General features: G+C 70.4%; 11 protein-coding genes and 1 tRNA gene. 9 read left to right on the top strand and 3 right to left on the bottom strand.

The window, feature by feature from the left end; all coding sequences use genetic code 11:
• The 4 genes from BJ965_RS15650 (at position 1) to BJ965_RS15635 (ending at position 4,651) form a co-directional block, all read left to right on the top strand.
• Positions 1-1,575, top strand: coding sequence for a complex I subunit 4 family protein (locus tag BJ965_RS15650; protein WP_184909169.1), 1,575 nt, complete (start codon positions 1-3; stop codon positions 1,573-1,575).
• On the top strand, positions 1,572-3,095 hold the full coding sequence (locus BJ965_RS15645; RefSeq protein WP_184909168.1) for an NADH-quinone oxidoreductase subunit N: 1,524 nt from the start codon (positions 1,572-1,574) through the stop codon (positions 3,093-3,095). Before BJ965_RS15650 ends, BJ965_RS15645 begins: the two co-directional genes overlap by 4 nt.
• Positions 3,096-3,398: 303 nt before the next feature.
• The gene (htpX, locus tag BJ965_RS15640; RefSeq protein WP_184909167.1) at positions 3,399-4,262 is read left to right on the top strand and encodes a zinc metalloprotease HtpX; all 864 of its coding nucleotides are present in this window, start codon (positions 3,399-3,401) and stop codon (positions 4,260-4,262) included.
• Positions 4,259-4,651, top strand: a complete 393-nt coding sequence (locus BJ965_RS15635) for a YccF domain-containing protein (RefSeq protein ID WP_031108328.1) — start codon at positions 4,259-4,261, stop codon at positions 4,649-4,651. Before htpX ends, BJ965_RS15635 begins: the two co-directional genes overlap by 4 nt.
• 310 nt (positions 4,652-4,961) lie before the next feature.
• On the opposite strand, the gene BJ965_RS15630 is transcribed toward BJ965_RS15635, so the two are convergent.
• The gene (locus BJ965_RS15630) at positions 4,962-6,218 is read right to left on the bottom strand and encodes an APC family permease (protein ID WP_184909166.1); all 1,257 of its coding nucleotides are present in this window, start codon (positions 6,216-6,218) and stop codon (positions 4,962-4,964) included.
• 194 nt (positions 6,219-6,412) lie between these two features.
• Here BJ965_RS15630 and BJ965_RS15625 point away from each other — a divergent pair, with 194 nt between their 5' ends.
• Positions 6,413-6,679 (top strand): GlsB/YeaQ/YmgE family stress response membrane protein, encoded by a 267-nt coding sequence (locus BJ965_RS15625; RefSeq protein WP_184909165.1) that lies wholly within the window; start codon positions 6,413-6,415, stop codon positions 6,677-6,679.
• A 225-nt stretch (positions 6,680-6,904) separates the two neighbouring features.
• Here the strand turns inward: BJ965_RS15625 and BJ965_RS15620 are convergent, their stop codons facing one another.
• On the bottom strand, positions 6,905-7,393 hold the full coding sequence (locus BJ965_RS15620; RefSeq protein WP_031108414.1) for a YajQ family cyclic di-GMP-binding protein: 489 nt from the start codon (positions 7,391-7,393) through the stop codon (positions 6,905-6,907).
• A 221-nt stretch (positions 7,394-7,614) separates the two neighbouring features.
• Here BJ965_RS15620 and BJ965_RS15615 point away from each other — a divergent pair.
• From BJ965_RS15615 to BJ965_RS15595, 4 genes are all read left to right on the top strand, one after another.
• Positions 7,615-7,696: transfer RNA gene (locus tag BJ965_RS15615), tRNA-Tyr, on the top strand.
• 548 nt (positions 7,697-8,244) lie between these two features.
• Positions 8,245-8,802, top strand: a complete 558-nt coding sequence (locus tag BJ965_RS15610; protein WP_184909164.1) for a CAP domain-containing protein — start codon at positions 8,245-8,247, stop codon at positions 8,800-8,802.
• Positions 8,803-9,034: 232 nt separating this feature from the next.
• Positions 9,035-10,567 (top strand): FAD-dependent monooxygenase, encoded by a 1,533-nt coding sequence (locus BJ965_RS15605; protein WP_221513136.1) that lies wholly within the window; start codon positions 9,035-9,037, stop codon positions 10,565-10,567.
• Between the two features lie 337 nt (positions 10,568-10,904).
• Complete coding sequence (locus BJ965_RS15595) at positions 10,905-11,117, top strand: hypothetical protein (protein ID WP_030839769.1); 213 nt, start codon at positions 10,905-10,907, stop codon at positions 11,115-11,117.
• Between the two features lie 31 nt (positions 11,118-11,148).
• Here BJ965_RS15595 and BJ965_RS15590 read toward each other — a convergent pair whose 3' ends face one another.
• Positions 11,149-11,805 carry an NAD(P)H-binding protein gene (locus BJ965_RS15590; RefSeq protein WP_184909163.1) on the bottom strand — a complete coding sequence of 219 codons (657 nt, stop codon included), beginning with the start codon at positions 11,803-11,805 and terminating at the stop codon, positions 11,149-11,151.
• Positions 11,806-11,958 lie beyond the last annotated feature (153 nt).

The following is an 11,958-nucleotide window of genomic DNA, read 5'->3' as shown; positions in this document are numbered from 1 at the left end:
GTGATCGATATCAACGAGTCCGTGATGCAGTTCCTTCTGGCGTTCGTCGTCGTCGGGCCGCTCCTCGGCGCCGCCGCCGCTCTCCTGCCGGCCCCACCCGGGCTGAAGGGGAAGTCACCCGAGCAGGCCGTGCTCCGGCACGGCGTCACCGTCACCGGCGCGATCCTCATCGCGGCGATCGTCCTCGCGCTCGGCTTCGACCACGACCAGCCGTCGAAGATGCAGGCCAGCACCGACATCAGCTGGATCCCCGCACTCGACGTACGCATCCACCTCGGCATCGACGGCATCTCCCTCCCCCTTCTGGTCCTGACCGCGCTGCTGACCTTCCTCTGCGCGCTCTACTCGTACTTCAAGATGCCCGCGGGGCCGACTCCGAAGGCCTTCGTCGCCCTGCTGCTCGTCCTCGAGTCCGGCACGCTCGCCACCTTCGCCGTCCTCGACCTGGTGCTGTTCTTCCTCGCCTTCGAGATGGTCCTCATCCCGATGTACTTCCTCATCGCCCGCTGGGGCGGTGAGGGCCGGAGCCAGGCGGCCTGGCGATTCATCCTCTACACGCTGCTCGGCTCCGTGGTCATGCTGCTCGGCCTGCTCCTGATCGGAATCCAGGCGGGCACGTTCGACATGGTGGCACTCGCCACTGACAACGGCCGGTCGCTGACCACATCCGTGCAGGTCATCGCCGTTCTGGCGATCGGGATCGGGCTCGCCGTGAAGACGCCGATGTGGCCCCTGCACAGCTGGCTGCCAGACGCCCACACCGCCGCGCCGACCGTCGGCTCGGTGCTCCTGGCCGGCGTCCTGCTGAAGATGGGTACGTACGGATTCGTCCGGATCCTGCTGCCCATCACACCGGACGGGTTCCGCACCTTCGCTCCCTACCTCGCCGCCCTGGCCGTCGTCGGCATCATCTACGGATCGCTGGCCTGCCTGGCCCTCGCCAAGCAGGGCGCGAAGGGCGACCTCAAGCGCCTCATCGCCTACTCCTCCGTCGGCCACATGGGCTTCGTCCTGCTCGGCATCGCCACGATGACCCCGACCGGTGTGAACGGCGCCCTGTTCGCCAACATCGCCCACGGCCTCATCACCGGCCTGCTCTTCTTCCTGGTCGGCGCCCTGAAGGACCGTACCGGCACCACCGACCTCGACACCCTCGCCGAGGAGACCGGAGCCGCCCTCTACGGCAAGGCGCCGCGCCTCGGCGGCCTGCTCGCCTTCGCCGCTGTCGCCTCGCTCGGCCTGCCCGGTCTGGCCGGCTTCTGGGGCGAGATGCTGGCCCTGTTCGGCGCCTTCCAGCCGGCGGAGGGCCTCAGCCGCCCCGCCTTCCTCACGTTCATGGCGATCGGCGCGTTCGGCACCCTGCTGACCGCCGCGTACCTGCTGATCGTGGTCCGCCGCGTCTGCATGGGTGCCCTGCCCCAGGACGCCCCGAAACTCACCGACGTGCGCTCCTACGAGTTCGCGGCGTGGACCCCGCTCGTCGCCCTCACCGTCGTCGCGGGCCTGTGGCCCAAGGCACTCCTCGGCCTGAGCGACCCGGCCGTCCAGCAGCTCCTCGCAGGAGGCACCCGATGAGCTCCCCGGCCCAGCCCCCGGCCGCCTCGCTGGTCCAGTCCGTCGACTGGCTCGCCATCGCCCCGCCCACCATCGTGGCGGTCGTCGGACTCACCGTCCTGGTCGCCGACCTGTTCGTCGCCGAGCACCGCAAGGCCCTCCTCGGCTGGACGTCGGTGGCGGGCCTGGCCGCCGCCACGGCGATGCTGCTGCCCCTCCTGGACGGCGACCGCAGCACCTTCTGCCTGACCGGCGACGCCACCGTGTGCAGCTACACGGCCGACCGCTTCACCCTGGTCATCCAGTTCCTCGTCCTCGGTGGCGCCCTCCTCGCCGCCCTCCTGTCGGTCACCGCCCTGAAGGACGCTCGCAAGGGGCTGCCCGAAGGCGAGTACTGGTTCCTGCTGCTGTCCTCCGCGGCCGGCGCCGCTCTCCTGCCCGCCTCGCGCGACCTCGCGACCCTGATCGTCGCCCTGGAGGTCGCCTCCCTGCCCGCTTTCGCGCTGGTCGGCCTCAAGTACGGCGACCGCAAGTCCTCCGAGGCGGCCCTGAAGTTCTTCCTGTCCTCGGTCACCGCGACCGCGGTCAGCCTCATGGGCATCAGCTTCGTGTACGCCACCACCGGGACCCTCTACCTGACCCAGGTCGCCGACCGCATCCAGAACGTCGACGGGCAGTTCCACACGCTCGCCCAGACCGGAGTCGTCCTCACCCTCGTCGGCTTCGCCTTCAAGACGGCCGCCGTGCCCTTCCACTTCTGGGTGCCCGACACCTACGTGGGCGCGCCCCTGCCGATCGCGGCCTACCTGTCGGTCATCGGCAAGGCGGTCGGCTTCAGCGGCCTGATCCTCGTCACCGTCGTGGCCCTTCCGTCGTACGCCGATGTGTGGGGCCCCGCCCTGGCGGCCCTGGCCGCGCTCACCATGACCGTGGGCAATGCCGGAGCCCTGCGCCAGCAGGCCACGCGCGCGTACAGCGCGGTACGCCTGCTCGCCTGGTCCTCCGTCGGCCAGGCCGGCTATCTCCTGGTGCCGATCGCCGCCGCCGCGTACTCCGGGGACGCCGAGAAGTCGATCGGCTCCACCGTCGCCTACGCCCTGATGTACGGCGCCGTGAACCTCGGCGCCTTCGCCGTGGCCGCGCTCGTCGGCAGGACGAAGGTCCTCAACCGGGTCGCCGACTACCGCGGCCTGTATGCCTCCAGCCCCCTGTCCGCATTGCTCCTGGCGTTCTTCCTGCTGTGCCTCGCCGGGCTGCCGCCGGGCATCATCGGCCTCTTCGCCAAGGTCACCGTCTTCTCGGCGGCCGTCGACGCCGGGCTCGGCTGGCTGGCCGTGGTCATGGCCGTCAACGTCGTCATCGCGCTCTTCTACTACCTCCAGTGGACGGCCCTGCTGTTCCGTGCCCCCGAGGGTGAGCCCGAGAAGCACCGCGTTCCCGGCCCCGTCACCGCCGCGATCGCCCTGACCGGCGTCCTCGGCATCGCCCTGTCCGGCGCACCCCAGCTGATCCTGCGCTTCACCGACACCGGGCTTTTCTGAACAGTCCGACACCGGGCTTCTCCGGGCAGTCCGACACCGGGCTCTTCTGAGCAGACCGGGCTGCCCGGGAACCCGGCCGCTTACACCGCGCGCGTGGGGCACTCGCCCTCACGCGCGCGTGCCGCTTCCCGGCGCCGTCACCCGGACGGGCCACACCCGCCGCCGCACACGCAAGGGAACTACCGCCTCCCGCCTGGCGTTGACCAGTACGGGAGGGTCCACTGGACGTGAGAACGCGGCACCAGTGGCACCGCAGAGACAGCAAGCAAGGGTCCCCCTGCCGCACCACCTGGAGGGCGTACCGTGCACCGCCGGCACAACGGGCTCAGGACAGCGATCCTCCTCGGAGGACTGTCCGCACTCATCATCGTCATCGGCAGCTTCTTCGGCCGCATGGGGCTCGTCATCGCCGTCCTGGTAGCACTGGCCACCAACGCGTACGCGTACTGGAACAGCGACAAACTGGCACTGCGCGCGATGCGCGCCCGTCCGGTGAGCGAGTTCGAGGCCCCGGCGCTCTACCGCATGGTCCGCGAGCTCTCCACCCAGGCGCGCCAGCCCATGCCGCGCCTGTACATCTCCCCGACGGAGGCACCCAACGCCTTCGCCACGGGGCGCAACCCGCGCAATGCCGCCGTGTGCTGCACCGACGGCATCCTGCGCCTGCTGGACGAGCGTGAACTGCGCGGCGTCATCGGCCACGAACTCAGCCATGTCTACAACCGCGACATCCTCATCTCGTCCGTCGCGGGCGCCCTCGCCTCCGTCATCTTGTTCCTGGTCAACTTCGCCTGGCTGATCCCCATCGGACGCTCGGACGACGATGACGGCCCCGGCCTGCTCGGCATGTTGCTGATCATGATCCTGGGCCCGCTCGCCGCTTCGCTCATCCAACTGGCCATCAGCCGCTCCCGGGAGTACCAGGCGGACGCCTCCGGCGCCCAGCTCACCGGCGACCCGCTCGCCCTGGCCAGCGCCCTGCGCAAGCTCGAACTGGGCACGAAGCAGCTCCCGCTGCCGCCCGAGCCGCGCATCGAGACCGCCAGCCACATGATGATCGCGAACCCGTTTCGGCCCGGTCAGGGCCTCTCGAAGATGTTCTCCACACACCCGCCGATGGCGGAACGCATCGCCCGGCTCGAGAAGATGGCAGGTGGGAACCAGTGAGGACCATACTCAACGTCATATGGCTCGTGTTGAGCGGCTTCTGGCTGTTCCTCGCTTACATGCTCGCGGGCCTGCTGCTCTGCATCACGATCATCGGCATCCCGTTCGGCATCGCGGCCTTCCGCATCGGCGTCTACGCCCTGTGGCCCTTCGGGTACACGACGATCGAGCGCCGTGACGCGGGCGCGCCTTCCTGCGTGGGCAACGTGCTGTGGCTGGTCCTCGCGGGCTGGTGGCTCGCCCTCGGCCACATCGCCACCGGCATCGCCCTGTGCGTCACCATCATCGGCATCCCACTGGGCATCGCCAACTTCAAGCTCATCCCCGTCTCGTTGCTCCCGCTCGGCCGCGACATCGTGCGGACCGACGAGCCGTTCGCGGTGCGCTGACGGAAGGGCCTTCGGCCCGCCGACGGCTTTCCCCATATCCACAGGCCTGGGGTTATCCACAGGCCCGCCCGGTTGTCAGTGGCGGCCCGCATGATGAACCCATGACCGCGATCGAGCAGTTGCCGACCCGTGCGACAGCCAAGACCCACACCACTCGCCCGGAGGCTCGTACTTCGCCCTCCGAGTCGCCTGCCTCGGTGAAGGGCGCCGAGAGACCCAGGCCACGTGGCCTGAAGAAACAAGGTTAGAGAGGGTCCTGAAGGCCCGGCCCGGCCCGGGCAGGCCCGGCCCGTAGCGGAGGGGCCGACCGCTACTCCCGCCCCGCCCCGGCCTTCATCCACCCACGCACGGCGTACGCAGCCGCCCCCACCGCCAGCACCCCCGCGCCCGCGACCACCGACACCCCGGGCAGCGAGAACGCCAGCACCACGCACCCGATCAGCCCCACCACCGGCACCAGCCGCGCCGCCGGTGCCGAAGACAGCGTCCAGGCCGACGCGTTGGCCACGGCGTAGTACGCCAGCACACCGAAGGAGGAGAACCCGATCGCGCCCCGCACGTCCACCGTGGCGGCCAGGACCGCGACCACCGCACCCACGGCCAACTCCGCCCGGTGCGGTACCTGGAACCGCGGATGCACGGCGGCCAGCGCCCCCGGCAGATGCCGGTCCCGGGCCATGGCCAGCGTCGTCCGCGACACACCGAGGATCAGCGCGAGCAGCGAACCCATCGCAGCCACGGCCGCACCGATCCGCACCACCGGCACCAGCGAGGGCACCCCGGCCGCCCGCACCGCGTCGGCCAGCGGCGCCGTCGCGTTCCCGAGACCGCCCGACCCGAGTACCGAAAGGGCAGCCACCGCCACACACGCGTACACCACCAGCGTGATGCCCAGCGCCAGCGGGATCGCACGCGGAATGGTGCGCGCCGGATCCCGCACCTCCTCGCCGAGCGTCGCGATCCGGGCGTACCCGGCGAAGGCGAAGAACAGCAGCCCTGCCGCCTGCAACACCCCGTCCGCCCCGCCCGAGGCCCCGACGTCCAGCCGCCCGGCATCGGCCTCACCCGACCCCAGACACACGACCACCACGGAAGCGAGGACAGCCAGGACCAGCGCCACGATCACCCGCGTCAGCCACGCGGACTTCTGGACACCGCCGTAGTTCACCGCGGTCAGCGCCACCACGGCCGCGACCGCCACCGCGTGTGCCTGCTCCGGCCAGACGTACGTGCCCACGGTGAGCGCCATCGCCGCACAGGAGGCTGTCTTCCCGACCACGAACGACCAGCCCGCGAGATACCCCCAGAACTGCCCGAGCCGCTCCCGCCCGTACACATAGGTGCCGCCCGAGGCCGGATACAGGGCGGCGAGGCGAGCCGATGACATGGCGTTGCAGTACGCGACCACAGCTGCCACGGCCAGCCCGACCAGCAGCCCGGAGCCGGCCGCGTGCGCGGCCGGCGTGAGGGCGGCGAAGATCCCGGCTCCCACCATCGAGCCGAGTCCGATGACGACGGCGTCGCCCACGCCGAGAGTGCGGCGCAGCCCGGGATCGGAGGCAGTCATGCGTCGCACCCTACTGATCAGTGCAACCGGCAGGTGCGGCCAGGACGTCCTCCAGGCCAAGACAGCGTGAACGTGCGTGGCAAGGACGCCGCGCGCGGGACGCCGGACGTACGACGCACCGGCTCGGCGTGGCCGAAAGCAGGATCACACGGCCGGGACAGTGCGGGCACAGCGTGAAAGGGCAGGTTCACGGCATGACCATCATCAGCTGGATCATCCTGGGACTGTTGGCCGGAGCCATCGCGAAGTTCCTGCTGCCGGGGCGCGACCCGGGCGGCCTCATCGGCACGACCCTGATCGGCATCGCCGGCGCGTTCATCGGCGGCTGGATATCGGCTCGCTGGATGGACCACCCGATCACCAAGGGCTTCTACGACGGCGCGACCTGGGCAGCCGCGATCGGCGGATCGCTCGTCCTGCTGATCTCCTACCGGCTGTTGTTCGGCAACTCACGCGACTGACCGCGCCACGGTGGGGCAACGCCGCCGACTGGCCCTGCCACCGACTGGCCGTGCCACGAGCTGACCTTGCCACGGACTGGCCGCGCCACGAACTGGCCCGCGCCACGGTGGGGCAACGCCACGCTTTGACGGTGCCACCGATGACAGCCGGAGGACGAAGAGGGTGGGCACCGGCGGCGCCCACCCCTCCTCGTAAACGTGCGGGCGCGAGCCCGGGGACCGGACCTACCGGTAGTTCACGAACTGCAGGGCGAAGTCGAAGTCCTTGCCCTTCAGCAGGGCGATGACGGCCTGCAGATCGTCACGGTTCTTGGAGCTGACGCGCAGCTCCTCGCCCTGCACCTGCGCCTTCACGCCCTTGGGGCCCTCGTCGCGGATGGTCTTCGCCACCTTCTTGGCGTTCTCCTGGGAGATGCCCTCCTTGATCGACGAGAAGATCTTGTACTCCTTGCCGGAGAGCTGGGGCTCACCTGCCTCCAGAGCCTTCAGCGAGATGCCCCGCTTGATCAGCTTGGACTGGAAGACGTCGAGGATGGCCTTCACCCGGTCCTCGGAGTTCGCCTCCATGAGGATCTGCTCACCGGACCACGAGATCGAGGCACCCACGCCCTTGAAGTCGTAGCGCTGCGAGATCTCCTTGGCGGCCTGGTTGAGTGCGTTGTCGACCTCCTGCCGCTCGACCTTCGAGACGATGTCGAAACTGGAGTCGGCCATGTCCTGTGGCTCCTTGTATCGGGGTGCGTATCGTGCGTACCGGCGTGTGGGGGCGGTCGCAGGGCCCGTTCAGGTCCCGGGCCGCATCCGGACAAGCCTAGCCACCCGTGGCCCTCCGAGCGCCGATCAATCGGGTGGCGGAGCACCCCTCCGCATCAGGTATTGTTTACGTCGTTGCCACGGAGCGCCGCGGAAAAGCGGCTCGAAGGGCAGCAAACCCCGGCGGTGTGCCCGAGCGGCCAAAGGGAGCAGACTGTAAATCTGCCGGCTCAGCCTTCCCAGGTTCGAATCCTGGCGCCGCCACACTGGGGAAGACCCCCTCCGAACTGCGGAAACGCAGAGCGGAGGGGGTCTCTTCGTTGTGCTGCAGCGCTGTCCGATCAGGTGGGAAGAGCGTCGAGCACCTCCGCGCGGAGTCCATCGGGTCCGCTCCGAGCCGAGCCGGAGAGAACTCCCGTGATGAAGGTCATAAGGAGTGGCTCCTCGGCTTTCAGCCCGCCTCACGAAGCAACGCGGCAGCCGCACAGCAGTGCCCGAAGGCGTTGATCTCGCCCGACGGCCGGGCGATCGGAGGGCATGAACGCGTCAGGTCGGCTGCCGCAGCGGCGTGCTCGCCGCGACCTGGAAGGGCCGCGTCCAGCTGAAGCTGACGTGCCCTGACGCTTTTGGAAAGGCCTCTTCTGCACTGGGGAGGCGCAGTGGGGAAATGGCCTCTCGCTTTGCTTCGTTACCCCGAATGAACGGCTGGGCGCGGCACCGGACATGGAATTCACTACGGTGTTCAGTGCTGTGTGCGGAACGGATACCGCACAACGCGGAGAGCGGAGCGCCGAGAAAAGAAGAGGGAGACGATGACCGGGATGCGCAGGGCCGCGCTTGCCCTGGGAGCCACCCTTTTCGCCTGGGCCGGGCCGCCCGTGCCGATGCCGCCGCCCTACCAAGAGGCGCCCTCGCGACCCCTGTCGGCACCCGGACCGGTCCAACTCCGGGACAGCGCCCCGCACGCCCGCCCCGGCCGGGTCCGTGACGATGTGGCGGCCGAGGTCCTCGACGCCGTCAACCGACAACGCGCCCAGGCCGGTTGCAGACCCCTGCGGCTTCGGGCCTCCCTCAACCGCGCAGCCCAGAGACACAGTGCCGACATGGCCCGCAGCCAGCGCCTCACCCACACCGGCAGCGACGGCAGCAGCCCGGCCACGCGGATGCGGGACGCCGGCTACCACCCCGGCTACATCGCCGAGAACATCGCGGCCGGTCCCAGCACTTCCGGGTCCGCCGTCCGCACCTGGATCGACAGCCCCGAGCACCGGGACATCATCCTGACCTGCCGTTACATAGACGCGGGGGTCGGCTTCGCGAACGGCCGCGGGGGACCCTGGTGGACGCTGGACCTGGCCACCGGCTACTGAGCCGGCCAGTGCCCTTACTCGGTACACCCGGTACACCTCATGCCCCACCACACGCCGCTGCTTTCAGGCCTTTTCAGAAAGGAAGGGCGGAGGGGGAAAAAGGAAAGGCAAGGAGCCATCCGCTCCTCGCCACTCTCAACATATAGCGCATGGGGGGCCTTGTGGCAAGGCCCCCGTCGTGCCGCAGAATTTCCGATCCGAAGCCGGAAACAGGAGACAATTGGGGTCTGCCTTGATTGATGTGATCATTGCCGGCGGTGGCCCGACCGGAATGATGCTTGCCGGGGAGCTGCGGCTGCATGGCGTGGATGTGCTCGTGCTGGAGAAGGAGGCGAAGCCGACCCCGTACGTTCGCGCGCTCGGACTTCATGTGCGCAGCATCGAGGTGCTGGACCAGCGCGGTCTGCTGGAGCGGTTCCTCGCCGAGGGCAGGACGCACCCGGTCGGCGGTTTCGCCGGCCTCACCAAGCCGTCACCCGACCGGCTGGACACCGCACACGGGTATGTCCTCGGCATCCCGCAGCCCGTCACCGACCGCCTCCTGGCCGAGCACGCCGCCGGGCTCGGCGCCGAGATCCGGCGCGGCTGCGCCCTGGCCGGGCTGAGCCAGGACGGCGACGGGGTGACCGCCGAACTGGCCGACGGCACGCGGCTGCGCTCCCGCTATCTGGTCGGTTGCGACGGCGGCCGCAGCACGGTGCGCAGGCTGCTCGGCGTCGGCTTCCCCGGCGAGCCCTCCAGGGTCGAGACGCTGCTGGGCGAGATGGAGCTGACCGCGTCGCCGGAGGAGCTGGCGGCCGTGATGGCCGAGGTCCGCAAGACCCATTTCCGCTTCGGTGCCATGCCGTTGAAGAACGGGGTACACCGGGTCATCGTGCCCGCCGAGGGAGTGGCCGAGGACCGCACGGTCCCGCCGACCATCGAGGAGTTCAAACAGCAGCTGCGGAGGTTCGCCGGCACCGACTTCGGCGTGCACTCCCCACGCTGGCTCTCCCGTTTCGGCGACGCCACCCGGCTGGCCGAGCGCTACCGCGTGGACCGGGTCCTGCTGGCCGGCGACGCCGCGCACATCCACCCGCCGACCGGCGGGCAGGGGCTCAACCTCGGCATCCAGGACGCGTTCAACCTCGGCTGGAAACTGGCCGCCGAACTGCGCGGCTGGGCACCGGAGGGCCTCCTCGACAGCTACCACACCGAACGCCACCCGGTGGCCGCCGCCGTGCTGGACAACACCCGTGCGCAGATGCAGCTGCTGTCGCCGGAACCGGGGCCACGGGCCGTGCGCCGGCTGCTCGCGGAGCTGATGGACTTCGAGGAGGTGAACCGGTACCTGATCGAGAAGATCACCGCGATCGCCGTCCGCTACGACTTCGGCGCCGGCCACGAAGACGTGAACGCCGGCCGCGAAGACGTGGGCGCAGGCCACATAGACGTGAGCGCAGGCCACAAGGACTACGGCGCAGGCCACGAACGCGTCGGCGTGGGCCACGAGTTGCTCGGTCGGCGGCTGCGGGACGTCCGCTTGAAGCGAGGCCGCCTCTACGAGCAGATGCGCGGCGGCCGCGGACTGCTGCTCGACCAGACCGGCGGCAGGCTTTCGGTGGCGGGCTGGTCGGACCGGGTCGACCACGTCGTGGACGTCAGCGAGGAACTCGACGTGCCCGCGGTGTTGCTCCGGCCGGACGGCCACGTGGCCTGGGTCGGCGAGGACCAGCGGGAACTGGTCGCCTGGTTGCCGCGGTGGTTCGGAGCGGCAACCGGTTGAGTGCGCGTGAACGGCCGGGGGGGCGGTTCGAGCACCCCACCCAATCCCACCCAATCGGATTGAGGCTCGGAGGCCCTGGGACCCGCATGCCCGGCGGCGGCCCGTCTCCCCGGCGCCCGCATGCCCGGCGGCCCGTGTACCCGGGGACCCGCAAGCCCGGCGGCCGGCGTACCCGGGACCGCAAGCCCGGCGGCCCGTGTACCCCGGGACCCGCATGCCCGGGGGTCCGCGTACCCGGGGACCCGCACCGGGGGTCCGGTGGTCCGGGGCGCCACGAAGGGGACAGCTCTCGCAGGGGAGAGGCATGTCCGGCCCACCCGCGCGGCACACTTGCCCCATGTCCTCCCGCCGCAGAGTCTGCCCCGAGTGCCGCCGCGAGATCGCCGTCGTCGCCGGGCGGTACGCGCGCCACGACCCGCCCGGCGCCCGCGAGCACGGCGAACTCACCTCATGCCCGGGCTCCCGCCGTCAGGCCCGCCCGGGCCCTGAGCAACCCTCGTTGGACGGCTACACGGTCCCGGACTTCCCCGGCCAACTGCCCCTGTTCTAGGGCGGCCCGGCCATGCGGCCGGCCACCGGCGTCAGTTCCCCGCCACCGACTTCACCGCCACCGACACTGGCGCCGACCCACTGATCAGCTCCAGAGTGAGCCCGGCCGTCGCTGGGGTGTCCACCAGCTCCGCCAGTACGGCGGCCACGTCGTCGCGCGGGATCGGGCCGCGGCCCGTACGCGCCTCCAGGCGGACGAGACCGGTGCCGGCGTCGTCGGTGAGCTGGCCGGGGCGCAGGATCGTCCAGTCCAGGGCGTCCAGTCCGCGCACGTACGCGTCCGCCTCGCCCTTGGCGCGCAGATACACGTCGAAGATCTCGTCCCCCTGGTGGCGCGGGTCGGCGCCCATGGACGACACGATCACGAAACGCCGAACGCCCGCCTTCACCGCCGCGTCCGCGAAGAGGACCGCCGCGGCCTTGTCCACCGTGTCCTTGCGGGCCACCCCGCTGCCCGGGCCCGCGCCCGCCGCGAAGACCGCCGCGTCGGCGCCCCTGAGCCGCTCCGCGACCTCGTCCACGGACGCCGACTCCAGGTCGAGCACGACCGGTTCGGCACCGGCCTCCCGCAGATCGTCGGCCTGTCCGGCCTTGCGGATGATCCCCGCAACCTCGTCCCCACGCGCGGCGAGCAGTCGCTCCAGCCGCAACGCGATCTGACCATGACCACCAGCGATGACAATGCGCATGCCTTCGACCGTACGCCTGGACAGCCCCGTCCGCCGCACGACTTCGACCGCACCACGCCGCCGGTTCCACGGCCCTTCGACCACACTCCGCGGCAGGCCCTGCGACACTCCCCAGCAGGCTCCACCCCACTCCGAGTCCACACCGCTTCGCCC

The organism is Streptomyces luteogriseus (assembly GCF_014205055.1).
GTDB lineage: Bacteria > Actinomycetota > Actinomycetes > Streptomycetales > Streptomycetaceae > Streptomyces > Streptomyces luteogriseus.
The sequence above is the reverse complement of the archived record's forward strand: the minus strand, read 5'-3'. Positions and strand labels throughout refer to the sequence as shown.

Coding starts and splice junctions, on each gene's coding strand:
- BJ965_RS15590 (WP_184909163.1), bottom strand. CDS start 11,805: ATGCGCATTGTCATCGCTGGTGGTCATGGTCAGATCGCGTTGCGGCTG.
- BJ965_RS15595 (WP_030839769.1), top strand. CDS start 10,905: ATGTCCTCCCGCCGCAGAGTCTGCCCCGAGTGCCGCCGCGAGATCGCC.
- BJ965_RS15645 (WP_184909168.1), top strand. CDS start 1,572: ATGAGCTCCCCGGCCCAGCCCCCGGCCGCCTCGCTGGTCCAGTCCGTC.
- BJ965_RS15625 (WP_184909165.1), top strand. CDS start 6,413: ATGACCATCATCAGCTGGATCATCCTGGGACTGTTGGCCGGAGCCATC.
- BJ965_RS15610 (WP_184909164.1), top strand. CDS start 8,245: ATGACCGGGATGCGCAGGGCCGCGCTTGCCCTGGGAGCCACCCTTTTC.
- BJ965_RS15630 (WP_184909166.1), bottom strand. CDS start 6,218: ATGACTGCCTCCGATCCCGGGCTGCGCCGCACTCTCGGCGTGGGCGAC.
- BJ965_RS15620 (WP_031108414.1), bottom strand. CDS start 7,393: ATGGCCGACTCCAGTTTCGACATCGTCTCGAAGGTCGAGCGGCAGGAG.